The following is a 24,925-nucleotide window of genomic DNA, read 5'->3' as shown; positions in this document are numbered from 1 at the left end:
GTTAAAATTTATTTTTCGTCAGTAGATATAAAAAGTAACCGCCACCGACAARGTTAATGATCACACTCACCGTGGTCTCAAACCCAAACCATTGCTCGACAACATATTGGCCACTTAACAGCAAAAAGGCGGCCAACACGCTGGTGGCCACAATCAAAAAACGATGCTGATAACTGACAAACATTTGTCGTGCGAGGCTCACCACAATCAAACCAAAAAAGAGCACCGGTCCAACCAAAGCAGTTGATAAGGCAATCATCACCGCAATCACCATCATCACTTTCAGTGTGAGTCGGCGCGTATCGATGCCAAGGCTGGTTGCGTTATCCTCACCCAACAAGCACACATCAAGCTGATTGCTAAATCGATATAGCACCAGCAAACAGGCCGCTAATACCGGTACACTGACATAGACCAGCTCACGATTCGCATTATTGAAGCTGGCAAACATCGCATCTTGCAGGATGGCGAACTCACTCGGATCGACCAACAAGGTAAAAAACTGACTGATACTGCCAAACACGCTACCTAACACAATACCAATTAACAGCAGCGTATAGATGTTGGCGCGATGTCGACGAAAGTAAAGCGTGAACAACACAGTCGCACTGACCGTCATTAACACCACACTGGCGGTAAAGTTCGCGTAAGCATTGATCAGCAATACGCTACTTGAGCCGAAGACCACCAATAAAACGGTTTGCAAAAGGACGTATAAACTATCGAAGCCCAGAATCGAAGGCGTCAAAATCCGATTGTTGGTGATGGTTTGAAACACCAGCGAAGAAGCCGAGATCGCCACGGCAGCGAGCGTAATAGCTAAGACCTTAGGGGTTCGTCGTGAAAGAAAATACGCGTAATTATCCGCCGTTAATCCATGCCCTAAAAAGTACCCTGCTACGAGCACCACACCCATTGCGACAAGAGAGAGCTTGATACCATCACGCATTGGCTTTGTCCCTCATCACCAGATAGATAAACACCGCACCGCCTAAGATAGAAATAATCATCGCGATAGGGACTTCATAGGGGAAGATAATGACGCGGCCCAGAATGTCGCAGCTCAGCACCAACACCACGCCCCAAAAGGCTGTCCAAGGTAGGTTGCGTTTAATGTTATCGCCCATAAAAAGCGAGACAACATTGGGCACAATTAAGCCAAGAAAGGGGATAACACCAACAATCATCACCACAGTGGACGACAGCAACGCGACCACCATGACACCAAAGAGCACCACCTTTTGATAATCAAGGCCAATGTTTTTGGCAAAGCTTTCGCCAATACTGGCGGCGCTGAATTGGCTGGCATACGCATAGGCGATACCACATACCGGAATAGCCACAAAGAGTACTTCATAATTTCCCGCAAGCACCGACGAAAAGTTGGCGACCGTCCACGCTTGCAAGGTTTGAATCAGATCGTACTTATAAGCTAAAAACTGGGTCAGCGAAGACACCACATTGCCGTACATAATGCCAATCAAGGGAACCAGTACAGTATTTTTAAACTTCAATCGTTGGAGAAAATGGACGAAGAGCCAAGTGCCTGCCATCGCCATCCCCACAATAACAGACAGGTCCAGCCATTGGCTGGCGCCCCCGAACGCAACCAGAGTCAGTACATAACCCAGCAGCGCACAATCAATGGTGCCGGTGGTGTCGGGCGCGGCAAAGCGGTTTTGACAGATCTGCTGCATGATGAGTCCAGCCACACTTAAGCCCGCACCAGCCAAACAGATAGCCAATAACCGAGGAATACGACTGGTGGTAAAAATTGTCCACGCTTCTGGATCGCCTGCCCACAAGCTTGCGAGGGACACGTGCGCCACACCAATGGATATCGACAAGATCGCCAACACCACAAGGACAGGAATAGAAAGATACTTCACAGAATCACTACCGTTGAGGTCTAGAACCACAAAGACCCAGGGCCAGCCTGGGTCTATTTGTTTCTCGTATGATGATTAAAGCACGCGGTTTACATCATCGATCATCTTATCCATCGCCGTCATGCCAGCCATGGTAATGTACCAAGCGGTCGGGTCGAGATAGCTGATACGTTGCTGTTGGTGAGCCTGCGTTTTGTTGACCAAAGGATTATCAAAACGCGCTTTCGCCTTGCCTTCACCTTCCCCAATCGCCTGCTCACGATCCAGCACGAGTAAGACATCAGGATTAGCGTCGGCAATGTATTCGAACGAAATCAAGTTACCGTGTGAACCGGCCACTTCCACATCGTCGCTTTTCGCAGGTTTCAAGCCTAGCTCATCAAACACCATGCCAAAGCGGCTATTCTCGCCGAACATCGCCACTTTACTGCCGTTGCTCATAACCATCAGCGCATTGAAGTTGTCCGCCACCGCTTTCTCATGCGTCTGGGCAATCTTGCTACTCATTTGTTCAATGATCGTGTCGACTTTATCTTGCTTGTTGAACACCTCGCCAAGCATGCGCCAATTGGCTTGCACACTTTGCCAATAGTTCTCATAGTCGGCTTTGAACATGATAGTCGGCGCGATTTCCTCTAACTCGCTCATGAGCGATGCCATACGCGCTTCCGCAATGATCAAATCAGGCTTAGCGGTGAAAATGGCCTCATAATCAGGTTCTTTCACCGTCCCGACCGCGACATATTTATCGTCTTGATAGGTTTTGGCGAGATAATCCGGCATTAAAGACTTGACCACGCCAACAGGCTCAACACCGAGACGATCCAGCACATCTAAACTGCCCTGTCCCAACACAACCACGCGTTGTGGTACGCCGTCGATTTCAACGGTGCCCATCGCATGGGTGATCGTTTTTGCCGCCGCGTGACTGCTCAACAACAAAGAAACAGTGAGAAAAATAAATGGAAAAAATGAACGAAAAGCTTGCATAGCCCTTTCCTCGCAAAAATCAGTGGGGCAATGCTAACGCAGTTGAATAAGCAAGTCACGAATAGAAGTGAGAATTATTCATATTTATAATATTGTTGATCAGGCGCATGGCGTTAAAACGATGCGTTTTGCACTCCGCAGCGAGCATGAGGTCTTTTATTCAGGCATGCCAATCACGCTTACCAAAACTGTTTTGATCTTGCGCAAAAAAACCGCAATTGCATCGGCTATCTGCTGTTGCTTCGTCACCATCAAGCATTTGAGAGACGAAAAACCGCGTCATTTGACTAAAACGCAAGCGATTGCATAGACACTATCAACACATTTAGTAATCATTATGGCCATTACGCGCTAATATGGGGATAGTTGTGATCAAGATCGCGCGTAAATGCGCACGGGTTACATACACTAGACTCATCTCATGCGGCACCACTTAAAAGACAATAAAGACAGCTATGACTGTCGCAAATTGGGTACCGATTTGAGCTGGACTGCACCTAACTAGATGTTTGAGGGTTATAATGAACGAAATTTTACTTGCGGTCGTCGCTGGCGCCATCGTTGGCTTTTTCTTCAGCGCGATCAAGTTACCACTGCCTGCTCCCCCGGTGATTTCTGGGATCATGGGCATTGTTGGTATCTACCTTGGCGGCATGGCTTACCAAGCTGTGATCGAACGCTTTTTCTCTTAACTAAAGATAATTGGAGCACACTATGGCTACCCCACATATCAATGCTGTAGACGGCGCATTTGCTGAAACTGTCCTCATGCCTGGTGATCCGCTGCGTGCGCAGTACATTGCCGAAAACTTTCTCGAGAACGCGGAGCGCGTGACCGACGTGCGTAACATGTTCGGCTACACCGGCACCTACAAAGGCAAAAAAGTGTCTGTCATGGGCCACGGCATGGGGATCCCATCTTGCTCAATCTATGTGCATGAGCTAATCAAAGATTACGGTGTTAAGAACGTGATCCGCGTCGGCAGCTGCGGTGCGGTTAAAGACGATGTCAAACTGATGGATGTCATTATCGCACAAGGCGCATCCACGGATGCGAAAGTCAACCGTACACGCTTTGCTGGCCACGACTTTGCGGCTATTTCAGACTATCACCTGCTTGAAACGGCCGTGGGCGAAGCACGTAAGCAGAATGTGTCTGTGCGTGTCGGTAATGTCTTCTCTGCCGACCTGTTCTACAGCCCAGAGGCTGATTTGTTCAACAAAATGGATAACCTAGGTATCCTGGCTGTGGATATGGAAGCGGCAGGTATCTACGGTGTTGCGGCTGAACTGGGTGCGCGTGCACTCACCATCTTGACCGTGTCTGACCATATCATCCGTGGCGAAGCTCTAAGCTCTGACGAGCGTCAAAAGTCATTTAACGAGATGATGACGGTCTCGCTCGAAACCGCGATCAACCTGTAAGTGTTGGTCGGAGGGAACGTGTCTAGCGGTAAACTGCCTCTCGCGGCCGGTGATTTACAGCTGAATTTTTGTAAGACCCTCACCTGCCCTAATTTTGGGTCAAAGGATGAGCACGATTACTTAGTTCAGCACACCAATCCAGCACGACCAACCCTGGTGTGTCGCGAGTGTGGCGCGTTTCCTCCTCTGCTAAATAACCATGAAGTGCAAGCTGAGCGCATTGCGCAACGCCAACTTCATGCCGATGGCCTATGTGCCTGCACCAACCCGGACTGTGAGCATTTAGGCAAACCAGTTCTCACGCATCGGCATTGTTATCATGCCTTTGGCTATAGTGGCGATCGGCAACGTTATCGTTGCAAAGGTTGCCAAAGCACCTTTGTCGACCGTTGGTCTGGCGTCAACAAAAAAAGTGAATTACAGCAAAAGCTGTTGGCCTTTCTTTTTACTGGCCACACAGTGCGTGACATCTGCCGGCGGCTGTCGCTGAATCCGAAAACCTTTTACGACCACCTTAACCAAATTGCGGCAAGATGCCGACAGAAGCTCGCGGCTTACGATAGTCGGTTTTTAGCTGATACCTCAACGGGCCACCTAGCCAGTGTCCACACCGCCTTGCAGCCCAAGAGCGACAATGGCGTGCAATGGCTAGCAACGGGTGAGGCGCATAGCGGCTACGTGCTGCAGCAAGATGTGAATTATCATGCTGATGACCATCACCACTTGCCCACACATCATGACCCTTACCAACCTGACTGTCGCTTTATGTCGACGCACAGTGCGGGTCAACAGCAAGACTCAGTGGCACGCCCAGAAGGATTACTCGGTCGGGTTGATGCCAAGTACCGAGAAGTTTTTTCTCGCTCAAATGTCGAAGATCCCTATACGCAGCCGCTACACTTTATTTATCCTAATCGCGGCACGCTGATCCGCCCTCAATACACCACGTACGCGCATTACCTCAACCTCAAGCCGTTAATCGAGCATTGGCAGCAAATTGTGGTGTTTTCGCCGCAAGAGCCCTTGTTGCGCTCCGCTTGTCTGTCCGTTTTTGAAGCTGATATTCGAGATAAACGCGTCAGCCATGTATACGTCGAGCAGGATGCCGGTTGGCAGCCCGGATCAGAGCCAGAAAAAATTGATATCGTTTTGCTAAGCTGGTGGCGTGACCGTTGGGCCTTTACTCGCAGTGGCGACGGCGCTAAAGCAATCTGCGATCATGGCCAAAACAAAGGTCAAGAGGCCTATTGGTTAACCCATGCAAGCTGTGATGCGTTGAAAAAATATCAACAGCACTTCCACCAGCAGTTTTCACTATTGGTCAATGAGCCGAGACGCCGACTGCGCCCTGGTGGGCTACTGCCCCTGCTGGATATCTATCGCGCATGGCATAACTTGTGTTGGCAAGACCGCGCGCATCTCACCCCAGCCCAACGGCTTGGCTTGACCGAACGCCCTTTGACCCTGGCAGATCTGATGCTCTGATCCACACCGTGCGCATTCACTTGACGTACATCGACGTTTTTTGCCTAAATGCCCGGTATCGCCGAGAAGGAAAACGCCATTGGACATTCAACTACTGCGCACGTTTATTGAAGTTAGCAAGACGCGTCACTTCGGCCGTGCGGCGGAGAACCTTTACCTGACCCAATCCGCTGTGAGCTTTCGCATTCGACAACTCGAAACGCAGTTGGATACATCGCTGTTTGTGCGTCAGCGCAATAATGTTCGTCTGACCGATGCGGGTGAGCGCTTACTTCCTTATGCCGAAACCATGCTGCAAACATGGCAGCGTGCCCAACAGGACGTGAGTGCAATGCAGCACGCGAGCGCACAACTCACGCTTGCCGCCTCCCCGATGCTGTGGGAACTCGATGGCGTCAGCGCATGGGTCAACCGCGTGTGTGCGGCGCACCCAGACTGGTTGATCCGTGCCGAGTCGACGCCCGCCCAGTTGCTAGCACGCCATTTGATTGAAAAACGTATTGATGCCGGATTGACCTCAGAGCTGCCTAAGCTTGAAGGGTTACAATCGCACCACCTAGGCGATTATCAACTTCAGTTAGTCAGCCATTTACCGGCGCTCACACTGGACACGAGCGACACGCTACCACTGGTTTATCTTGATTGGGGGACTCGCTTTTCGCTTGAGCAGAGCCAAATTGCGCCACTACAACGCTCACCCGTGTTACATACCCAGTCATGCCAACTGGCATTAAACTATTTACTCGTGCACGGCGGCGTCGCGTTTCTACCGTCACTGGCGGTTCACCCTTATCTGAACAACGGACAACTCCATCTTATTGATCACGGCCATATTCTTACCCACCCCCTTTACCTTACCTGGCTAACTAACAGCGATAAAAAACCGCTAATCAATGAGTTAGTATCATCTGCCGGTCAGTTATAAGTGCTCAGAAAAAATCGGTAAATTCACGCCTATTTCACTAGTCGACGTTCAATTTTTAGGCTATCTTAGAATCGTTAGGCAAACATTATGTGTCTAACACTCCGGCTACACATAGCACTGATAATCAACAAGCGTTAGGAAAACACCACCATGGCACAGTGGGATCAATGGTTAAAACACGGCTCGCAACATAAAGAGAAGTTTAAATCTCGCCACCACGACGATTTTGATGACGATATGCCACGCGGCAAAAAAGACAAGAAGCGCAACAATAAGCGCGCTTCCCGATCGCAACACGACGACAGTTATTTCGGAGAAGGCCGCTAATCGCGAGGCAAGACTCGCGGTAAAAAGCGCTCGTCATTAATAGGACAAAGGCAACGTGATGACGTTGCCTTTTTTGTTGTGGCTTTTCGACACTGGTGCACTCGCTCAGGCTTGTTGCGCCTGCCACTCTTCTGCATGTCGTTTAATCTCACGCTGTGCCGACTGCCAACGCAGATCTTGCTGTAAGCGTTGCCACTCCACGGGTTGGCGCACCCGCAATGTATCCGCAGCAGGGACCGACTGAATGGGCAAAGCGTCGAGCACCGACATCGCACTGTGGCGGTCATTGCATATCAAGGCCATGTCACACCCAGCGTCCAGCGCCGCTTTGGCACGCGCGGGGGCATCGCCGAACAAATGTGCACCGCCCATATTTAAATCATCAGAAAAAATAATCCCTTTAAACCCAAGTTGTTGGCGCAAAATCTGGGTAAGCCAGTACGGCGAACCACTGGCTGGCAAGGCATCATGTTGCGGGTAGATCACATGGGCAGGCATCATCGCATCCACGAGCCCTCGCGCAATAAACGATTGGAAAATCGCAAAGTCGTCCGAGTGTAAAATATCGCGCGTGTCCTCAGGTGTTACTAAGTGCGAGTCTTCTGTCACCCCACCGTGCCCCGGAAAATGTTTGCCCGTGGTGGCCATTCCGGCCACGCGCATACCCTTAGCAAACGCGCCAGCATAGTCGTTGATAGTCTGATGTGTCGCACCAAAGGCACGGTCTTTGATTGCCACACACCCAAACCCTAAATCCAGCACAGGCGCAAAACTGAGGTCAATCCCATGAGCTATCAGCTCCATTGCCATCACCCAACCCGCTTGCTCCGCGAGCGCTGGACTTGCACTCAACGCACCATAAGACTGCGCAGCGGGTATAGGGGTAAACGCGTCGCGAAACCGTTGAACACGGCCCCCCTCTTGGTCAACGCCAATGAGGATGTCACGCCCAGCCGCTGTGCGTATTGACTGGGTTAATGCGCGCAGCTGCGCGGAGTCAAAATAATTGCGAGCAAATAGAATGACGCCTCCCACAGAGGGATGTGCCAAGATTTCTTTCTCTTCGTTATCAAGTTGCTCGGTGCGCACATCTAGCCAAACCGGTCCCATCGTTTCTCCTTCATACTCTTGTCAACCCACTGACAACCGCTTTGATTATATTCGTCCAATCAAACTATTCACTATTGCAAGGCGCCAGTACCCCAAAGAGATCATCAAGCACTTTGCCACTTATCGCAATCTGTTTATACTCAGTACCTTGGTTATTGTCGTCATTTTATCGCTGGACTACTGTAAGGAAGCACCCGATGCCACAACCCGCCGCCGATATCTACATAGGTGTTATGTCAGGGACGAGCTTAGACAACATTGATGTCGTCGCTGTCCGGTTCACTCAGGCCGGCCACGTGGAGTCAATTGCTCGCCATAGTGACCCGCTACCGCAAGATATTAAAGCCACTGTGATCACCTTGAGCCGAGGTCATCCGATGTCGGTCAAAGCCTTGGGCGAACTCGATCGTCGTTTAGGGGAGTGTTACGCCAATGCTATCAATACCCTACTTGAACAAGCGGCGCTACTGCCTAAGCATGTCGCGGCGGTCGGTTGTCATGGTCAAACCGTCTATCACCAACCTAGCGGCGATTATCCATTCACCATGCAGCTTGGCGACGCCAATGTGATTGCGGCGCGAACCGGCATTACCACTATCGCTGATTTTAGGCGCAAAGACATGGCGTATGGTGGTCAAGGCGCCCCTTTGGTGCCCGCCTTTCACAATGATTACTTTGCCGATAGCGAACAAGCCACCGCGGTGGTGAATATCGGCGGTATTGCCAACGTATCAATGATTTGCCCCGACCGCCCTTTGTATGGCTATGATACGGGGCCAGGGAATATGTTAATGGATGCCTGGACGCAGCGTCACCGCCACCAAGCCTATGACAAAGATGGCGAGTGGGCAGCCACCAGCTGCGCGTATCGACCCTTACTCAACCGCCTGCTATCCGACGCGTACTTCTCACGCCCTGCACCTAAAAGTACCGGGCGGGAATACTTTAATCTCGATTGGCTCGATCGTCACCTGCTCGCGTTTTCACTCTCTCCAGACCAAGTGCAAGCCACCTTGCTGGCATTAACCGCCGAAAGTATTGCGTTAGCTATCCGTCCATTAGAGCGTGGCCGAGTGTTCGTGTGTGGCGGTGGCGCGCACAACCAGGCATTGATGCATGCGTTACAACAGGCACTTCCGCAATGGTCGATTGCACAAACTGACGATGCCGGGATCAGTTGCGACGATATGGAAGCCATTGCCTTTGCTTGGCTGGCCAGACAAACCCTTAATCACCAACCGGGCAATGTGCCCGCCGTGACAGGCGCGACGCAAGCCTGTTGCCTTGGTGCCATTTATCTACCCTACTGAGGAACGATTATGTCAGCCCCCAGCGTCGACCAGCTAAAAGGCTTACTCTCAGAAACACGCAACCCGCATACACTGACACTCGACCAACAAGACACACTTGGCTTAGTGGCAATGATTAACGAAGAGGACAAGGGGGTAGCCTCCGCCGTGCAGACGCAACTCCCCGCGATTGCAAAAGCGGTCGATGCGATTGCGGCAAGTTTTAACCAAGGCGGTCGTCTTATCTACATCGGTGCGGGTACCAGTGGTCGACTTGGTGTGCTTGACGCGGTCGAATGCCCGCCCACCTTTGGGGTGGATAACCAACAAGTCATCGGATTGATTGCCGGTGGCGAGCCTGCTATGTTCGTCGCTCAAGAAGGCGCTGAAGACAACCCAGATGCCGGTAAAGCGGATTTGGTCGCACAACACCTCACCGCGCAGGATGTGGTGGTCGGCATCGCCGCCAGTGGTCGCACCCCTTATGTTATCGGTGCACTCGAATACGCCAAGCAAGCCGGCGCTGTGACGGTCGCGTTGTCATGCAACCCCAATGCGGCCATTAGCGCCCACGCTCAGATTACCATTACGCCCGAAGTTGGCCCTGAAGCGCTCACCGGTTCAACCCGAATGAAGTCAGGTACCGCGCAAAAACTGGTATTAAATATGCTGAGTACCGCAGCGATGATAAAGACAGGCAAGTGCTATCAAAACCTGATGGTCGATGTAAAAGCCAGCAACGATAAATTGCTTACCCGCTCAAAGCTTATCGTGATGGAGGCCACCGGTTGTGATGAGCCTGCTGCTACAAACGCTTTATCGCAAGCCAATGGGGAGGTCAAGGTGGCCATTTTTATGATTTTAGCGGAGCAAGACCCAACGGCTGCACGGCAGCGGCTCCAGCAGGCCAATGGGCACCTACGTGATGCATTGCAACTAGGTTAATGCAATGCACCCGCTCTCATCCACTTGAGGATGAGCGTATATTGTGTTCTCTTAGCACCGTGGTCGGTTGCACGCTGTCCATGCGCTCAACGTACGCTTGGTATTGTTGGAAAGGAAGCGGGCGCGAGTAGAAGTAACCTTGTGACACATCGACCCCATACCGCCTTAATAGGGCCTCCGCTTCCTCCGATTCGACCCCCTCAGCGACCACCATTACCCCCAGTGACCGTGCCATATCTGTGGTGGCACGAACAATGCTTTGGTGACGGCCACTCTTGTGCAGATCTCGCACAAAACTGCGATCAATTTTAAGCTCCGTGAAGGGAAGCTGAGAAAGAAAATAGAGCGACGAATAACCCGTACCATAATCATCAATGGAGACTTCAATGCCACTGGCTGACAATTCTGAAATCAATTGTTTCAGCCAATTGTAGTCCTCAACCATCACCGACTCAGTCAGCTCTAGCGAGATCAAGTTTGTTGGTATGTCATATTGGCGCGCCAGCTCAACCACACGATTGGCTAAGTCGGGGATATAAATATCAGACGCACTGATGTTGATGGAAAGGCGGCGACAATGGCCGTTACTAATAAGCTGCGCTTGTTGCTGGAAGGCACGACGAATCACCCATAACGTGAGGTTATTAATGATCCCAACATCTTCGGCCATTCGCACAAAGACTTCAGGCGATATTTGCCCGTACTCAGGGTGCGTCCAACGCGCTAAGACTTCCGAGCCATGGACAGAGCCAGTACGTAAATCAATTTGCGGTTGGTGATACAGCTCTAATTGATCATTCTCGATAGCATCCCTCAGGTCGGTCACGAGAGAAACATGCAATTGATGGTGTCGTTGCTCGTAAGAATTAAAATGTGCATAGCGGCTGGCAAGCGATCGATGTTGATCAATGGCGCTGAGGGCGCGGCTGATTAAGAGGCTTGGGTGGTCACCGTCAGTGGGATAGTGGCAAACACCAATGCGCGCATTCACTTGCGTCACAAATGAGCCAACACATAAGTCACCATTTAATCCTTTAATGACCGAATCGAGAATCGTATCGCACGCCGAACGGTCAACATCATCAATCAAAAACGCAAAAACACCCTCTTTTAAACACCCCAAACGATAATCCGGCATATCACTGTCGGTTTTCACCCCCAACACAGGTTGCATCATCAACACATCATTAATACGGCCAGCAATCGCGTTAATGTATTCCTCTCGGGCGCGCTCATCTAAGTAGGGAAGCAGGCTGTTGTAATTATCCACTGATAAACAGCACAAATTGAACCGCGCATTTCGGCTGATCAAATCATTGATCACCATATGTAACACATTGTTATTCGGTAGATAACTTAGCGTGTCATGCGTCAGCGCCTGCATTTCCTGTAATCGCTGGTACCGGAAGCGTTCAGCGAGGGCCAATGAAAAGAAAATCATGGTCATTCCCAGCGACATCATCAGTGCGTAACGTGCTAGCAGACTGTAATCAATAACGTTGAGCATCAGAGCGTAGAAAATCACCCCGCCCACCATGGCCGGGATCCAACAGAGGGTAAAGAGCGAGAGCCAAAATTTATTTGGTTGCCATTGGTGCCATACATAATAGGCCACCAAGCCATAGACCGGTAATTGCGCGATAAACACAAATGAAAGCGACACATACGTGGGGGTGATAAAGCTTAACAAGGCCAAGCCAAACAGCCCCCCGGTGGCCATAAGAAAGAGTGAACGCGCGCGCTGATAAAGCCGACTTCGCTCAAAGTCTAGAAAATAGTAGGTGAACCATAATCCCGCCATAAGTAGGCAAACGGCCAAAGCCACCAAGTGATTACTGATAAATATCTGCACCGGGTCCGGCAAAAAGTAGCGACTGAAACCATGATTAACACTCACAAGCAAGGTACTCATTAGGGCGACAAGCACAAAAATGAGATAGACGCGCTGACGACTGTAGACATACACCCCTGCGCTATACAGCGCGACCAAAAAGGTAAAGGTGATGAAGCCGCCCCAAACCAAATGCAAAGACTGAGATAACTGATCAAACGCTTGGTGCGACATCACGCTTAACGGCATGATCGGCACATCATTCGATGTCACCTTAAGCAGTAATTGGTTACCGCGCTCCGGCAGTAAGTTGACCGGAATGGAATCGGGCATTGGTAAGCGGTTCAGACGCGCAGATGTTTTATCCCCTGCTTTTATCTGTGAGCGCACCTGCTCGCCATCCAAAATATGGTACGCGTCAAGATAGTCAATCAGTGGGTTATCGGTGAGCACATGAATGTCGCGCTCAGTCAGGCCTCGGTAATTGAAATCAAGCTTGATCCAATAGGTTTGATAAGCCAGCTTCCAGGGGATCTCACGGGCGTTCTCGGCTGCCGTAAAGGGGGCATGATCCAACACATAGTTAAGAGAGAGCTCGTTGGTCTCGTCAATGAAATAGCTATATTCAGTATCCACCAGTGATAGTGCGGGCGGCGTGGTGCGACTCAAACTCGTCATCCAAAATCCGACAGCGAACATAACCACCACTATGAATAAGGTCGTCACCCAAATCAGGGGCTGCCGAGACTGCAATGCGTGCATAAAAATACACTCCTTAGCCAAAAACGAGTCTGCCGCCCGAGGTTTACTCCCCTTACTTTGTACATCTTTCGAGTTAATCTATTCGGAAACCTGAGTGGGACATAATAAAACTAGATAGTAATGGCTATTTTTTCAAACAAGGCGTCTTTAAAAGTCCTGTCCGATCCATCAATCCGATACTCCCGCGGCTTGTAGCTGAGCCTATAGCAATGAACAACCGTTTTTAATCATAACATTTGTTCAGCTATCACAAGCTCGATATACTGATCACCGTTGCAGTGAGCCGTACTGTGTGCGGTGAGTTTGATTCGATCAATGAGCGAGACCAACATACATGAGTACGCAGACGCCCCCAGATAACATTCACGAAGACACTGATTTGCTGACCGAAATCGCCATTCTGTATTACCAACAAAGCGCAACCCAAGAAGAGATCGCGCGAAAATACAAAATAAGTCGCCCCAAAGTCAGCCGTCTGCTCCGAAAAGCACGTGAGGAAGGAATTGTCGAAATAACGGTGAAATTTCACCCTGTGCACAGTGCGCAGTTGGAGCAAAGGCTCATGGCGCGATTTAATCTTAAACGTGCATTGATTTCTCTCGACCAACCCAGCCCCGCAGAGCAACGTACTCAAGTCGCGACCCTGGTTTCCACTTACTTGGATGGTAACCTCAATGACGGCATGGTGGTCGCGGTGGGACAAGGCCAAAACGTCGCGGCGGTTGCTGATCACCCCGGCGTCGTCTCTCATCGCCAAGCACGATTTGTCTGTGCTATCGGCGGCACTCACCGCAGTGGCGATGCCTTTAATGCGGATCATATCTGCCGGCGTCTCGCCAAAAAATTTGGCGGTAGCAGTGAAACTCTATATGCCCCAGCCTACGTCGATAACGAATCAATCCAACAAGTGTTTGTCTCTCACCCCAATATCAGCGAAACCTTGAACCAGGCAAGAAAGGCAGAGTTTGCACTGGTAGGGATTGGCGACATGGACGAAAATAGCCATATGGTGAAATTAGGCTGCTTTACCGCGCGCGAATTTGTTGAAGCACGTGTCAACCATGGTATTGTCGGAGACATCGGTGGCTTTGATTTTTTCCGTCTCGACGGGCAACCCACCGATAATTTGATGCGAGGGCGAGTCGTTGGGCTAGCCATGCCTGATTTGGCGCGTATACCCAGTGTGATAGCTATGGCCAGTGAGAGTCGTAAAGCTTTGTCCATTCTTGGCGCTTTGCGTACGGGCGTGATTGATGTGCTGGCCACCAGCGCAAGTTGTGCGATGGCACTACTCAACATGTCTGAGCCCGCACCTGATGAAACCGCGTTCATGTTTCAACAGGATGAGTAAATTCGAGACGAAAGAGTGAGACTTAACTCTCTTTATGTCGCAATACAATTGACAAGTGACGTAAAAAACTCAAAGATCGTCACATCATTTGCTCAGGCGCGTTGCATCTGTTCATACTTCAGAGCAAGCGTTAGCACGTAACTCGGCGTCTGGGCCTACCACGTAAAGAAGGTGAGTGAAGATGAGCAACAAACTGGACCAACTCCGTGCCCTAACCACAGTGGTCGCTGACACAGGCGACATCGAAGCGATTAAAAAATACCAACCGCAAGATGCCACAACCAACCCTTCTCTGATCCTCAAAGCCGCGCAAATCAAAGAATATGCGCCGCTGATCGATGAAGCGATTGCCTATGCAAAATCACACAGCAGCGACGCAGACCAGCAAGTTGCTGACACCTGTGACCGTCTGGCCGTCAACATTGGTAAAGAAATCCTTAATGTGATCCCTGGCCGTATCTCTACCGAGGTAGACGCACGTTTGTCTTACGACACAGAAGCCAGTGTTGCCAAAGCGCGCAAGCTTATCAGCATGTATAACGAAGCTGGGATCAGCAACGAGCGTATTCTGATCAAACTGGCGTCAACTTGGGAAGGCATTCGTGCGGCAGAAATCCTGGAAAAAGAAGGGATCAACTGTAACCTGACACTCTTGTTCTCATTCGCACAAGCACGTGCTTGTGCCGAAGCGGGCGCTTACCTGATTTCACCGTTTGTGGGTCGTATCATGGATTGGTACAAAGCCAAAGAAGGCCGTGATTTCGAGGCCGCAGAAGACCCAGGTGTTAAATCTGTCACCACCATCTACAACTACTACAAAGCTCACGGCTACGACACCGTTGTGATGGGCGCAAGCTTCCGTAATACAGGCGAAATTCTTGAGCTTGCTGGCTGCGACCGTCTCACCATCAGCCCACAGCTTCTACAAGAGCTGAGCGATGCCGACGGTGACGTGCCGGTTAAGCTAAAAGACGCGGGGGCCACCGAGCAGCGCCCAACCCGTATGACCCACGCTGAATTCTTATGGGAACACAACCAAGACGCGATGGCGGTTGAGAAGCTTGCGGAAGGCATTCGCAATTTTGCGGTTGACCAAGGCAAGCTTGAAGACATGATTCGCGAACAATTGTGATCCAACACAAAGCGTGATTTAACACAATAAAAGCGGCTCAGCCCGCTTTTATGATACTGTTTGACTCTATTTCACCTGTTCAACCTGTAGGTAAACACATGGAACGCAAAATGCTAGCTAACGCCATCCGCGCCCTTGCGATGGACGGTGTTCAAAAAGCCAAATCTGGTCACCCAGGCGCCCCAATGGGTATGGCTGATATTGCCGAAGTCTTGTGGCGCGACCACATGAATCACAACCCACAAAACCCAGATTGGGCCAACCGTGACCGTTTCGTACTGTCAAACGGCCACGGCTCTATGCTGATTTATTCGCTACTACACCTGACCGGTTATGGCGTTTCTATTGACGATCTTAAACAGTTCCGTCAGTTGCACTCGAATACCCCAGGCCACCCTGAATATGGCTACGCACCGGGCATTGAAACCACGACAGGTCCCCTCGGCCAGGGCATTACCAACGCCGTGGGTATGGCGGTAGCAGAGAAGTCACTTGCGGCGCAATTTAACCGCGACGGCCACGACATCGTCGACCACCACACCTACGCATTCTTGGGTGATGGCTGCTTGATGGAAGGTATCTCGCACGAAGCATGCTCACTCGCCGGCACCCTAGGCCTGGGCAAGCTGATCGCCTTCTGGGATGACAACGGCATTTCTATCGACGGTCATGTAGAAGGTTGGTTCTCTGACGATACCGCGAAACGCTTCGAGTCATATGGCTGGCACGTGATCCCTGCCGTCGACGGCCATGATTCGGCGGCGATTCAAGCGGCCATTGAAGCGGCAAAGGCAGAAACCGGCAAGCCGACACTGATTTGTACCAAGACCACCATCGGTTATGGCTCACCCAACAAAGCAGGCAGCCACGACTGTCACGGTGCGCCACTGGGTGATGACGAAGTACAAGCTGCACGTGAATTCCTCGGTTGGGAGCACGCCCCATTTGAGATCCCACAAGATATTTACGCACAGTGGGACGCCAAAGAAGCCGGTGCGGCCAAAGAAGCCGCTTGGAACGAGAAATTCGCTGCGTATCAAGCACAATATCCTGAGCTAGCCGCTGAATTTACTCGTCGCATGAAGGGTGAACTGCCTAGCAACTGGGACAGCGAAACACAAAAGCTGATTGCCGATCTGCAAGCTAACCCAGCCAAAATTGCATCACGTAAAGCATCACAAAACGTGCTAGAAGCGTTCGGTAAGCTACTACCAGAACTGCTGGGTGGCTCTGCTGACTTAGCCCCATCTAACTTGACCATGTGGTCAGGCTCGAAAGCGATCAGCGCAGACGATGCCAGCGGCAACTACCTGCACTACGGTGTGCGCGAATTTGGTATGACCGCCATTATCAACGGTATTGCCCTGCACGGCGGTTTTGTACCTTACGGGGCAACCTTCCTGATCTTTATGGAGTACGCCCGTAACGCGATGCGTATGGCCGCGTTGATGAAGGTGCAGAATATTCAAGTGTATACCCACGACTCGATTGGTCTGGGTGAAGACGGGCCAACTCACCAACCGGTTGAGCAACTGGCTACTTTGCGTCAAACACCCAACATGAGCATGTGGCGCCCGTGTGACCAAGTTGAATCCGCGGTCGCGTGGAAAGCAGCGGTTGAGCGTAAAGACGGCCCAAGCGCCCTGGTGTTCTCTCGCCAAGGCCTGGCTCAGCAAGAGCGTGATGACGCACAGTTGGCTAACATTGCCAAAGGTGGCTACATCCTAAAAGATTCAGCGGGTAAGCCTGATCTGATCTTGATTGCGACCGGCTCTGAAGTCGAGTTAGCGATGGAGTCAGCCGCGAAACTGAGCGAAGCCGGCAAGCAAGTGCGTGTGGTCTCTATGCCAAGCACTGACTTGTTCGATAAACAAGATGCCACTTACCGCGAATCCGTACTGCCATCAGACGTGACAGCACGTATTGCTATTGAAGCGGGTATCGCCGACTACTGGTACAAGTATGTAGGTCTAGACGGCCGCGTTGTCGGTATGACCACCTTCGGTGAGTCAGCACCGGCTGACGAGCTGTTCAAAATGTTCGGCTTCACCGTTGAAAACGTGGTTAACACCGCCGAAGAACTGCTCGCTTAATTGCACCTCACGGCACGTTAATTCTGCTAAGGCCAGTCTGCGATGACTGGCCTTTTTTCTATCTTACCCTCTAGCATCCTGCAACCCATGCTGTAACAGCAACAGATGCAGCGCGCTTATAGAAAGCGATGTGCCGAAGGGTGCGTATTCGCATCCAGAGTATCCACCCCTAAGTCATGTTGAAGTCGGGCTGGCATCGATGCGATTGACACTGCTTTCGGTTTACGGCTCATACCAACTCGCCATTGAACACCTTGGATAATCGCCAATAACATTGAAGTAACGCCCTCTTTCATTTCTTTCATCGTGATTCCCCTCTCATTGTGTTGTTAAGATGCTAGTCAGGATAAAACCTCAAGTTATATTGAGGTAAACAAGGAGTGGCAGAAAAAGGCGAAAAAAGATGGAAATGAGCGTTGGGCAAGTGGCAAAACGGGCGGGTGTAAAGGTGTCTACCCTGCATTTTTACGAGCAAAAAGGCTTGATCACCAGTTGGCGTAATGCGGGCAATCAACGCCGTTACGACCGCGCTGTTCTACGTCGTCTTGCGGTGATTAAAGCTGCACAACATGTGGGGCTCTCACTTGAAGAGATAGGTAGAGCATTAAGTAAACTGCCCTCTCACCGCGCTCCCACCAAAGAGCAGTGGCGTAATATGGCAGAGCGCTGGGATGCCACCCTCAATGAGCAAATCGCACGCTTACAGCAATTACAGGCCAATTTAAGTGGCTGCATTGGCTGTGGCTGCCTATCAATGAAAACCTGCTCGCTCTATAACCCCAATGATGTGGTCGGTGAAGTCACCCAAGATGACAACGTGTTGAATCATCCGGAATTGGGAGTAACCCAACTTTTGAAAGAGTGGGGAAGGAGGCGATGAGTAGCCCAATCGCAACGCTCCACCAAAGGATTAAATAAAAATACTCACAACGCTTTACAAGTGAGTGAATTGCTGTATGGTAAACACAGCTCTGGAACATGGAGCATCAATGATACATCAAGTAAAAGTCAACATAAGCTACGCTATTATCAATATTATAGAGTTTCTAACGTTACCCGCTTTCGCTTTTAGACATTTCATCGACTCCGTTCAAAGCTATCCTATTTTTTGTAATTTAAGAGAGAATGATTATGTCTAATCAAGCAACTGGTATCGTAAAGTGGTTTAACGAAGAGAAAGGTTTCGGTTTCATCACTCGTGACAACGGCGAAAAAGACGTGTTTGTACACTTCCGCGCGATCGTTGGCGAAGGTTTCAAAACCCTAACTGAAGGCCAGCGTGTGAACTTCACCGTTGAGCAAGGCCAAAAAGGCCCACAGGCATCTGACGTTTCTGTAGCATAAGAAACCAGACCTGATTGATAGAGGGCGCTCAGGCGCCCTTTTTTTGTGCCTATCATTTGGTGAACGTGGTCAACACGGCGGATAGCAAGCGATAGACACAAAACATTTAAACAAAAAAGCCCCAGCTATCTGGTGTCTCATCAGGCTGGGGCTTTTTTATATCAGAGCAACGACCAAGGTCACTCGCTACCTATGGCTTAATCAGCCTCGCTGCTGCATTTGCTGACGCTTTTTCAAAAACGTTAACCAGCTTTCTACCGCCTCATCAGGGGCAATCTTTTTAGCAATGCGTGCTTGCTTGAGCGCCTGGTCAAACTGCTTTAGTTTGTAGTAGGCGCGCACTTTTGTCAGCGCGATCTCTTTGGCAGACGCCCCTTTATCCGCCTTATCAAGCGATGTAAGTGCTTGCTGATAATCGCCTTGCTGAATTTGCATTAACGCCAATTGCCAATGGTACTGACTGTCTTTTTGTGCCGCCAATTGCCAAGCTGAAACCGCTTGAGGCCATTCTCGCGCTTGCTGCCATAAACTTGCTTGCTGCGCGAGCGTTTGCGCATCTTGTTCGTTCTCAGGCAAGCGTTTGAGCCACGTCGCCGCCCGCTCGGGGACGCCCACATTGGCATACAACTGCGCCACCGTACGCTGCTCACTCGGTTCAAGCGCTATCCCTTTGCGCTTGGCGAGTAAATACGTGCTGATCGCCTCTTTCGGCTGCTCCAAGCGCACATAGTTGGCCGCCAATTGGCGCCACCATTGCTTATTGTCAGGCTCGCGCTTCAACAATGCTTTAAGCGTCGGTGTCGCACCGCGCCATTGCTCGAGTTGTAGCTGCGCCCCCAACTTCAACGATAGCGCCGACACGCTGGCCCTATTTTTTACCACGCCCTGATACGCCGGATAGGCGCTTAATACCTTACTCCACTGCTCACGCTGGTAGTGCGCCTGCATAATCCGCAGCCACACGTCTTCGGCTTGATCCGTCTTTTTTTTGGGGACCGAGCGTGCAAGCGGATAGTAGTATTGAAGCGCAGCGGTATATTGCCCATCAATCAACAATAAATCAGCGAGCATACGCTTGGTTTGCCAGGCTTGCGCATCTTGCAACTGTTCACTATCGACCGCGCGTTGAATATGGACGATCGCCTTATCATTATTGCCATATTGCCAATAGAACACTCCCAGCGCCCGGTTTACAAAGGCTTTGTCGTAGGCGCGTTCAGCAGACAGCGCTTCAAGCACGGCAATCGCCTCCCCCAGTTTTGCGTCTTGCTCTAACGTTTGTGCTTTTTCAATCGAGCGTGCCACCGATGGCGAAAGCTGGGCAGCGACTGGCAGCGCAGTGAATAATACCAAGGTAACAATGAGTCGTTTAAACATTAGCGTAAGTTAAACTCCAGTTTCACCTGTTGACCGGGTTGGGCCACGGCTTCTCCGTTAACCACTTTCGGCTCATATTTCCATTTTCGAAGCGCGCGTAACGCCTCTCGCTCAAAAACACGTGGCGGGTTCGCATCGACCACAGTCAAATCTTGTGGACGTCCCGAGGGGCTAATGGTAAAGCTCACTACCACAAACCCCTCTAGGCCGCGTCGCATGGCGCGTGGCGGATAATTCGGCTCGACCCGAAATAGCGGCATCGCCTGCTGATTGTTCGGCCCAGTGCTGACATTTAAATCGCCTAGCGACGGCGCTTGCACCATCACGCCTTGAATATTGCTTTGTACATTCAAGTTAGGCATATCCGGCTGTGGTGCAGCACTGGATTGTGTCTGCGTTTGCGTGACCGGCGTCGGTGGTTTAGGCACCTCTGGCGGTGTCGGGCGCTCCGGGACACTGCGTTGGCGACGTTGTACCTCGGTATCCGGCTCTTGCATGAAAATATCAATGCTTACCGACTCAGCCGTGTCCTGAGGCCGCTGAGACGATTGTCCGACCATCAACGCCATCAACATAAACAGGCCAAGCGTAACCATCAACGCCGCCGGCAATGAGATTAGCCATCGCTTCATTACGGCGACTCCGTGGCCAACGCAATGCTGCCAATGCCGGCCCCTTTCGCCGCATCCATAACTTCAACTACCGTTCCGTTGTAGGCCAACTCATCGGCTTGAATCACCAGCGAGGCGTCCGGCTTATCGAGCAATAGGTGTTCAAGCGTCGCTTCGACACGTTCCACATCGACAAGACGCTTATCAATGTACACCTCATTCGAGGCGGTGACCGCGACAAAAATACCCGCCTCTTTCTGACTGGTTGAGTGGCTGGCTTCCGGGCGGTTTACTTCCACGCCAGACTCGCGCACAAACGAGCTGGTAACAATAAAAAAGATCAGCATGATGAACACAATGTCCAACATGGAGGTTAAATCAACCTGCGCTTCTTCGCGCTGTTTTTGGGCTCGAATCAATCGCATTACTGACTCCGAAGCGCCTGCTGCAGCGCGACTTCTCGGCGCTGACAGGCTTTAACTAAACGGGCATGGGCAAACATACCGGCTAAAGCAGCCACCATACCTGCCATGGTGGGTAAGGTGGCCATTGAAATACCTGAGGCCATTAAACGGGGCTCACTGGTGCCTTGACTGGCCATCACATCAAACACAGAGATCATCCCCGTGACTGTGCCTAACAGCCCCAACATCGGACAAATTGCCACCAAGGCTTTAATAAAGCCAAGATAACGACCGAGATCCTGTTGGGCTTGAAACAACCAGCCTTCGCGAATGGCGCGTGCATGCCAAGAATGGTGATCGGTACGCGCCTGCCACGCTGCAACCCACGCGCGACGTTGTGCGGGGAACCGTGAATAAAGATATAGCAGGCGTTCAATCACCAACACCCAGCACACCATTACTACCACACCTAACCACCAAAGCACGGGCCCACCTTGCGCCATAAAATGACGCAAGGTGCTCCAAATGTCTTGCTGGCCAAGCTGTGAGAATAACTCGACGTCTATCATGCCGCTTGTCCGGTTTCCGCTCGCTGATCACAGTTTTCAGCTTGTTCCGCCACCAGGCTAATGCTTTGTTTTTCCAGCATGCCACGAATGTGATCGGCTTGCCCACTGAGGATGTTATGCGCCAGCAGCAACGGAATAGCCGCAATCAAGCCGAGCACTGTGGTTACCAACGCCATCGAGATACCATCTGCCATCACTTTGGGGTCGCCATTGCCAAACTGGGTGATCACCTGGAAGGTTTCTATCATCCCGGTTACCGTCCCCAGCAAGCCGAGCATCGGCGCTAACGCAGCAAGCAATTTCAACATCGAGAGGCCTTTTTCACAGCCTTGCTGTTCATCCACCACCGCTTCTAATAAACGCAGCTCCAGTGATTCAACATCACGCTTTGGCGCATCATGATAGACCTTCAGCACACGGCCAAGCGGGTTATCTTCTGGTGATTCTGGGTGTTTAAGCTGGCGATGCATTTTGGCGTGAATCGAGAGCAAGACTGCCCCACGGTAGAGCGCAATTAACAAACCGACAGCCAGTAAGGTCGCGATCACTTTGGCAACAAAGCCACCTTGCGCAAAGCGTTCGCTTAAGCTTGGCGCGTTTTCTAGCTGCCCAAGTAACGCGCCACGTGACGGATCGACAAGCACGGTCTCACCCACGTTAGCGACGGCTTGCTCAAGCTTTGCGGATGTTAACGTGTCATCAGGCTGCGCGCGGTAAGGGACAGCCACTTGTCGTTCAGCTTGCCAGTTTAAATACCCTTGCTCATTCACCAACCCAAGGTTACCCAATCGCACCACCGACTGTTCTGCTGACACGCCTTGCGCATTCACCACAGGTAAAGAAAGGGTTTGCAGCTGACCGCTGGTTTGCATTTGCGTGAGCATGCCCTGCCACAGGCTATTAAGCTGCTTGAGCGAGGGTAAGGTATCGGCAGCCACAATATCTGCCACCGTTTGATTAAACGCAGGCTGAGTGATTGCCACATAACTCGACGCGCCGTCAGTCTGGATGGTTTTACTTGCTTGGCGCACCACACCAAACAGCTCACCCAAACTGCCCGACTCCAAACGTAGCTTATCTTCTAACGACGCCAGTTTTTGCTCGTTATCGCTGAAGGTGTCACTCAGTTTCTCTGTTTCCGCCTCTAACGCGTTGCGCGTGGCTTTGAGCTGATTGAGCTTCTCACGTAGCTCACGCTCGGTCAGCGCGAATTGTGCTTCTCGCGCTTGGTTATGCTCACTCGCCTGTTGATGCGCCTGTTGGGTTTGCCCAACAAGATCATCGGCGTGGGTAAAAGGCGCAATCGCGATAAAACAGGTTGCGGTAATCAGGGTTTTCCAGCTCATGATTTCACCCCTTGGTTGGCACTTAATGGCAGAGATAACAATGACGGTGCCATTTGCTTTTGCGCCACCGCAAAAGCCTTATCCACCGCGTCTGCGACACTCGCATCCAACTCAACCCACTGATCATCGCGGGCACTCCAAAGCCAATACTGCTTACCATCTAAGCTACGCGCCACCAGCGACATACGGCCAAGATGGAGGACATCGACCTGGTGATCTCGACCATTGAGTACAACGGTATCTTGGTAGGCATCAAGCTTGCTGCCATAGTCTCGCTCTATCTGGTACGCCTCGAGAATACGACGGAATTTCTCCGAGTCCGCCACATCGGCACGCCCCATCATCGCCTGCAGTTTTTGCAAACGAGCTTGGCGTTGATCGGCTTTAAGAGGAATATCCTGCGCAAGCCACTGCTCGAGCCCACCCAACATGCGATACATCAACGGCACAATACCTTGGCGAGTGTCTTTAATCTCGTCGATTTGATTCCGCAGGCTGGTCGCCTCTTTATCCTGATTGACCACCAAGTTTTGCAAGTGATCGCGATAGATTTCCAGGTTACTGATCTGCGCTTGTAGCTGCTCAATTTCTTGGCGCATGACCAAGCTGCTATCAGAATGCCGATTAATGCGTGACTGTGACTGCGCGGCCTCTTGGGTGGTGTTTCCCTCGATGGCTTGCGCTTTTTCGAGTTGATCCGCACTCACTGTTGGGGCCAGCGCCAAACAGGACGCAACGCCTAGCGCGAGTCGAAATGAAGACAATTTTATCATGGTGATATCTGCAAACATGCTTTGATGGTGTGGCTTTGCCACAAATAAAAGTGAGAATAGTTTCTATTTGCGTGCAATGTACCGAGTTTAGCGGTAAAAATCTAGCCTAGCAGGTCCAGAGATGCGGGAATATTATTCATATCAAGTCACGATAAGATGACAATACTATAAAGCGGGATAGGGCATTTCATTACTCGTTCCCACGCTCCTGCGTGGGAATGCCTACCTCGCTACCACTCACGACAAACCTCCAGTAACCCCGACATGCCCATGTAATCTCTGGCATTCGAATAACGCCAGTGATCTGCTTCATCGACATAGCCCCGCTTCACCGGATTTTGATGAATGTACTCGATCTTCTGCCGCATCATGGCATCGCTTTGTATCAATTCAGGATGCACCCCCTCCTGCCAAAACTGATAAGCGCGGTCACCTTTGTGGGCTTTTTTATAAAACGCCAATTGATCCAGAATTTGCTTAACGTTGCGTTCAGCAAGGTATTGAATCAGATTTCTCGCCGTCCATGATTTAAGTCGAGCAATATCATGATCCAATGCCTTACCTTGCAGCACCAAATGACAGTGGTTTTCTAGTACTACCCAAGCGTAAACCTTTAGGCCATCTTTGTTTAAAAAACGCAAAGCATCAAGCAAGATATTGACGGTGTCCGGGCGCGTGAATACCGGGATCCAGTGTAGGACAGTCAACGTAACGAAGTGCGGTAAGTGAGGCTCGGTGATTTTGTAGCGGCTTCTCCCCATAGTTAAAACTCCATATGCATTCCCACGCAGGAGCGTGGGAACGAGGTATTGGCTATACAGGCTGCTTTAACACTGTTTGAGTGTCTCATTTCTAGACTATGGATATGTAGCGGCATTCCCGATAAAAGCCCACACAATTTGCGCATACTCAGCATAGGCTTGGTGGGCGTATTGAGAACATTGCAA

26 protein-coding genes are annotated in these 24,925 nt (G+C 50.9%); 13 read left to right on the top strand and 13 right to left on the bottom strand.

From position 1 onward, the window contains the following. Position 1: 1 nt before the first annotated feature. The 3 genes from BZG74_RS05490 to BZG74_RS05480 form a co-directional block, all read right to left on the bottom strand. Positions 2–949: an iron chelate uptake ABC transporter family permease subunit gene (locus tag BZG74_RS05490; RefSeq protein ID WP_077771695.1), complete on the bottom strand. Its 948-nt coding sequence runs from the start codon at positions 947–949 to the stop codon at positions 2–4. Then, positions 942–1,889: an ABC transporter permease gene (locus BZG74_RS05485; protein ID WP_077771694.1), complete on the bottom strand. Its 948-nt coding sequence runs from the start codon at positions 1,887–1,889 to the stop codon at positions 942–944. Before BZG74_RS05485 ends, BZG74_RS05490 begins: the two co-directional genes overlap by 8 nt. 75 nt (positions 1,890–1,964) lie before the next feature. Continuing rightward, on the bottom strand, positions 1,965–2,879 hold the full coding sequence (locus BZG74_RS05480; RefSeq protein ID WP_077771693.1) for a siderophore ABC transporter substrate-binding protein: 915 nt from the start codon (positions 2,877–2,879) through the stop codon (positions 1,965–1,967). Positions 2,880–2,946: 67 nt separating this feature from the next. Between BZG74_RS05480 and BZG74_RS05475 the strand changes: the two genes are divergently transcribed. The 6 genes from BZG74_RS05475 to BZG74_RS15685 all read left to right on the top strand — a co-directional run bounded on the left by BZG74_RS05475 (position 2,947) and on the right by BZG74_RS15685 (position 7,041). Continuing rightward, positions 2,947–3,189, top strand: a complete 243-nt coding sequence (locus BZG74_RS05475) for a hypothetical protein (protein WP_077771692.1) — start codon at positions 2,947–2,949, stop codon at positions 3,187–3,189. A 211-nt stretch (positions 3,190–3,400) separates the two neighbouring features. Continuing rightward, a complete protein-coding gene (locus tag BZG74_RS05470; RefSeq protein WP_021023774.1) occupies positions 3,401–3,571 on the top strand; it encodes a XapX domain-containing protein in 171 nt (56 codons plus the stop codon). Positions 3,572–3,593: 22 nt separating this feature from the next. After that, positions 3,594–4,304 carry a purine-nucleoside phosphorylase gene (gene deoD, locus BZG74_RS05465; RefSeq protein ID WP_069360912.1) on the top strand — a complete coding sequence of 237 codons (711 nt, stop codon included), beginning with the start codon at positions 3,594–3,596 and terminating at the stop codon, positions 4,302–4,304. 18 nt (positions 4,305–4,322) lie between these two features. Beyond that, entirely contained in the window at positions 4,323–5,789 is a 1,467-nt protein-coding gene (locus tag BZG74_RS05460) for a lactate dehydrogenase (protein WP_077771691.1), read from the top strand. 79 nt (positions 5,790–5,868) lie between these two features. Next, a complete protein-coding gene (gene hdfR / locus BZG74_RS05455) occupies positions 5,869–6,714 on the top strand; it encodes an HTH-type transcriptional regulator HdfR (protein ID WP_077771690.1) in 846 nt (281 codons plus the stop codon). A gap of 150 nt (positions 6,715–6,864) precedes the next feature. After that, the gene (locus BZG74_RS15685) at positions 6,865–7,041 is read left to right on the top strand and encodes a hypothetical protein (RefSeq protein WP_167369482.1); all 177 of its coding nucleotides are present in this window, start codon (positions 6,865–6,867) and stop codon (positions 7,039–7,041) included. 105 nt (positions 7,042–7,146) lie between these two features. On the opposite strand, the gene nagZ is transcribed toward BZG74_RS15685, so the two are convergent. Continuing rightward, complete coding sequence (nagZ, locus tag BZG74_RS05450; RefSeq protein ID WP_077771689.1) at positions 7,147–8,151, bottom strand: beta-N-acetylhexosaminidase; 1,005 nt, start codon at positions 8,149–8,151, stop codon at positions 7,147–7,149. A 197-nt stretch (positions 8,152–8,348) separates the two neighbouring features. On the opposite strand from nagZ, the gene BZG74_RS05445 reads away from it, so the two are divergent. Further along, positions 8,349–9,461: an anhydro-N-acetylmuramic acid kinase gene (locus tag BZG74_RS05445; RefSeq protein WP_077771688.1), complete on the top strand. Its 1,113-nt coding sequence runs from the start codon at positions 8,349–8,351 to the stop codon at positions 9,459–9,461. Positions 9,462–9,470: 9 nt separating this feature from the next. Continuing rightward, positions 9,471–10,385, top strand: a complete 915-nt coding sequence (murQ, locus tag BZG74_RS05440) for an N-acetylmuramic acid 6-phosphate etherase (protein WP_077771687.1) — start codon at positions 9,471–9,473, stop codon at positions 10,383–10,385. A gap of 16 nt (positions 10,386–10,401) precedes the next feature. On the opposite strand, the gene BZG74_RS05435 is transcribed toward murQ, so the two are convergent. Further along, the gene (locus BZG74_RS05435; RefSeq protein WP_162274004.1) at positions 10,402–12,894 is read right to left on the bottom strand and encodes an EAL domain-containing protein; all 2,493 of its coding nucleotides are present in this window, start codon (positions 12,892–12,894) and stop codon (positions 10,402–10,404) included. A gap of 418 nt (positions 12,895–13,312) precedes the next feature. Here BZG74_RS05435 and BZG74_RS05430 point away from each other — a divergent pair, with 418 nt between their 5' ends. The 3 genes from BZG74_RS05430 (at position 13,313) to tkt (ending at position 17,554) form a co-directional block, all read left to right on the top strand. Further along, positions 13,313–14,329, top strand: coding sequence for a sugar-binding transcriptional regulator (locus BZG74_RS05430; protein ID WP_077771685.1), 1,017 nt, complete (start codon positions 13,313–13,315; stop codon positions 14,327–14,329). Between the two features lie 181 nt (positions 14,330–14,510). Next, positions 14,511–15,461: a transaldolase gene (tal, locus tag BZG74_RS05425; protein ID WP_077668039.1), complete on the top strand. Its 951-nt coding sequence runs from the start codon at positions 14,511–14,513 to the stop codon at positions 15,459–15,461. 98 nt (positions 15,462–15,559) lie between these two features. Beyond that, entirely contained in the window at positions 15,560–17,554 is a 1,995-nt protein-coding gene (tkt, locus tag BZG74_RS05420) for a transketolase (RefSeq protein ID WP_077771684.1), read from the top strand. Between the two features lie 116 nt (positions 17,555–17,670). Here tkt and BZG74_RS05415 read toward each other — a convergent pair whose 3' ends face one another. Then, complete coding sequence (locus BZG74_RS05415) at positions 17,671–17,859, bottom strand: hypothetical protein (RefSeq protein ID WP_077771683.1); 189 nt, start codon at positions 17,857–17,859, stop codon at positions 17,671–17,673. 98 nt (positions 17,860–17,957) lie between these two features. On the opposite strand from BZG74_RS05415, the gene soxR reads away from it, so the two are divergent. Next, positions 17,958–18,434, top strand: coding sequence for a redox-sensitive transcriptional activator SoxR (soxR, locus tag BZG74_RS05410; protein WP_077771682.1), 477 nt, complete (start codon positions 17,958–17,960; stop codon positions 18,432–18,434). A gap of 251 nt (positions 18,435–18,685) precedes the next feature. Next, positions 18,686–18,898: a transcription antiterminator/RNA stability regulator CspE gene (cspE, locus tag BZG74_RS05405; protein ID WP_069360900.1), complete on the top strand. Its 213-nt coding sequence runs from the start codon at positions 18,686–18,688 to the stop codon at positions 18,896–18,898. 201 nt (positions 18,899–19,099) lie between these two features. Here the strand turns inward: cspE and BZG74_RS05400 are convergent, their stop codons facing one another. The 7 genes from BZG74_RS05400 to BZG74_RS05370 all read right to left on the bottom strand — a co-directional run bounded on the left by BZG74_RS05400 (position 19,100) and on the right by BZG74_RS05370 (position 24,739). After that, positions 19,100–20,275, bottom strand: coding sequence for a tetratricopeptide repeat protein (locus BZG74_RS05400; RefSeq protein WP_077771681.1), 1,176 nt, complete (start codon positions 20,273–20,275; stop codon positions 19,100–19,102). Next, a complete protein-coding gene (locus tag BZG74_RS05395) occupies positions 20,275–20,907 on the bottom strand; it encodes an energy transducer TonB (protein WP_077771680.1) in 633 nt (210 codons plus the stop codon). Before BZG74_RS05395 ends, BZG74_RS05400 begins: the two co-directional genes overlap by 1 nt. After that, complete coding sequence (locus tag BZG74_RS05390) at positions 20,907–21,311, bottom strand: ExbD/TolR family protein (RefSeq protein ID WP_046075609.1); 405 nt, start codon at positions 21,309–21,311, stop codon at positions 20,907–20,909. Before BZG74_RS05390 ends, BZG74_RS05395 begins: the two co-directional genes overlap by 1 nt. Further along, entirely contained in the window at positions 21,311–21,859 is a 549-nt protein-coding gene (locus tag BZG74_RS05385) for a MotA/TolQ/ExbB proton channel family protein (RefSeq protein WP_077771679.1), read from the bottom strand. The genes BZG74_RS05390 and BZG74_RS05385 overlap by 1 nt, the downstream gene beginning before the upstream one ends. After that, positions 21,856–23,205 carry a MotA/TolQ/ExbB proton channel family protein gene (locus tag BZG74_RS05380; RefSeq protein ID WP_077771678.1) on the bottom strand — a complete coding sequence of 450 codons (1,350 nt, stop codon included), beginning with the start codon at positions 23,203–23,205 and terminating at the stop codon, positions 21,856–21,858. Before BZG74_RS05380 ends, BZG74_RS05385 begins: the two co-directional genes overlap by 4 nt. Then, on the bottom strand, positions 23,202–23,969 hold the full coding sequence (locus BZG74_RS05375) for a DUF3450 domain-containing protein (RefSeq protein ID WP_392397584.1): 768 nt from the start codon (positions 23,967–23,969) through the stop codon (positions 23,202–23,204). The genes BZG74_RS05380 and BZG74_RS05375 overlap by 4 nt, the downstream gene beginning before the upstream one ends. A 239-nt stretch (positions 23,970–24,208) precedes the next feature. Next, positions 24,209–24,739 carry an REP-associated tyrosine transposase gene (locus BZG74_RS05370; protein ID WP_077771677.1) on the bottom strand — a complete coding sequence of 177 codons (531 nt, stop codon included), beginning with the start codon at positions 24,737–24,739 and terminating at the stop codon, positions 24,209–24,211. Positions 24,740–24,925 lie beyond the last annotated feature (186 nt).

Source organism: Salinivibrio sharmensis, assembly GCF_001995985.1.
Lineage (GTDB): Bacteria > Pseudomonadota > Gammaproteobacteria > Enterobacterales > Vibrionaceae > Salinivibrio > Salinivibrio sharmensis.
Note: the sequence above shows the minus strand (reverse complement) of the source record. Positions and strands in the feature narration are given on the sequence as shown.

Excerpts from the sequence above, each read along its gene's own strand:
- BZG74_RS05415 (WP_077771683.1), bottom strand. The coding sequence starts at position 17,859 with ATGAAAGAAATGAAAGAGGGCGTTACTTCAATGTTATTGGCGATTATC.
- BZG74_RS15685 (WP_167369482.1), top strand. The coding sequence starts at position 6,865 with ATGGCACAGTGGGATCAATGGTTAAAACACGGCTCGCAACATAAAGAG.
- BZG74_RS05380 (WP_077771678.1), bottom strand. The coding sequence starts at position 23,205 with ATGAGCTGGAAAACCCTGATTACCGCAACCTGTTTTATCGCGATTGCG.
- soxR (WP_077771682.1), top strand. The coding sequence starts at position 17,958 with ATGGAAATGAGCGTTGGGCAAGTGGCAAAACGGGCGGGTGTAAAGGTG.
- tal (WP_077668039.1), top strand. The coding sequence starts at position 14,511 with ATGAGCAACAAACTGGACCAACTCCGTGCCCTAACCACAGTGGTCGCT.
- BZG74_RS05400 (WP_077771681.1), bottom strand. The coding sequence starts at position 20,275 with ATGTTTAAACGACTCATTGTTACCTTGGTATTATTCACTGCGCTGCCA.
- tkt (WP_077771684.1), top strand. The coding sequence starts at position 15,560 with ATGGAACGCAAAATGCTAGCTAACGCCATCCGCGCCCTTGCGATGGAC.
- BZG74_RS05445 (WP_077771688.1), top strand. The coding sequence starts at position 8,349 with ATGCCACAACCCGCCGCCGATATCTACATAGGTGTTATGTCAGGGACG.
- cspE (WP_069360900.1), top strand. The coding sequence starts at position 18,686 with ATGTCTAATCAAGCAACTGGTATCGTAAAGTGGTTTAACGAAGAGAAA.
- BZG74_RS05390 (WP_046075609.1), bottom strand. The coding sequence starts at position 21,311 with ATGCGATTGATTCGAGCCCAAAAACAGCGCGAAGAAGCGCAGGTTGAT.
- BZG74_RS05435 (WP_162274004.1), bottom strand. The coding sequence starts at position 12,894 with ATGACGAGTTTGAGTCGCACCACGCCGCCCGCACTATCACTGGTGGAT.
- BZG74_RS05470 (WP_021023774.1), top strand. The coding sequence starts at position 3,401 with ATGAACGAAATTTTACTTGCGGTCGTCGCTGGCGCCATCGTTGGCTTT.
- murQ (WP_077771687.1), top strand. The coding sequence starts at position 9,471 with ATGTCAGCCCCCAGCGTCGACCAGCTAAAAGGCTTACTCTCAGAAACA.
- BZG74_RS05370 (WP_077771677.1), bottom strand. The coding sequence starts at position 24,739 with ATGGGGAGAAGCCGCTACAAAATCACCGAGCCTCACTTACCGCACTTC.
- BZG74_RS05430 (WP_077771685.1), top strand. The coding sequence starts at position 13,313 with ATGAGTACGCAGACGCCCCCAGATAACATTCACGAAGACACTGATTTG.
- BZG74_RS05480 (WP_077771693.1), bottom strand. The coding sequence starts at position 2,879 with ATGCAAGCTTTTCGTTCATTTTTTCCATTTATTTTTCTCACTGTTTCT.
- BZG74_RS05395 (WP_077771680.1), bottom strand. The coding sequence starts at position 20,907 with ATGAAGCGATGGCTAATCTCATTGCCGGCGGCGTTGATGGTTACGCTT.
- nagZ (WP_077771689.1), bottom strand. The coding sequence starts at position 8,151 with ATGGGACCGGTTTGGCTAGATGTGCGCACCGAGCAACTTGATAACGAA.
- BZG74_RS05385 (WP_077771679.1), bottom strand. The coding sequence starts at position 21,859 with ATGATAGACGTCGAGTTATTCTCACAGCTTGGCCAGCAAGACATTTGG.
- deoD (WP_069360912.1), top strand. The coding sequence starts at position 3,594 with ATGGCTACCCCACATATCAATGCTGTAGACGGCGCATTTGCTGAAACT.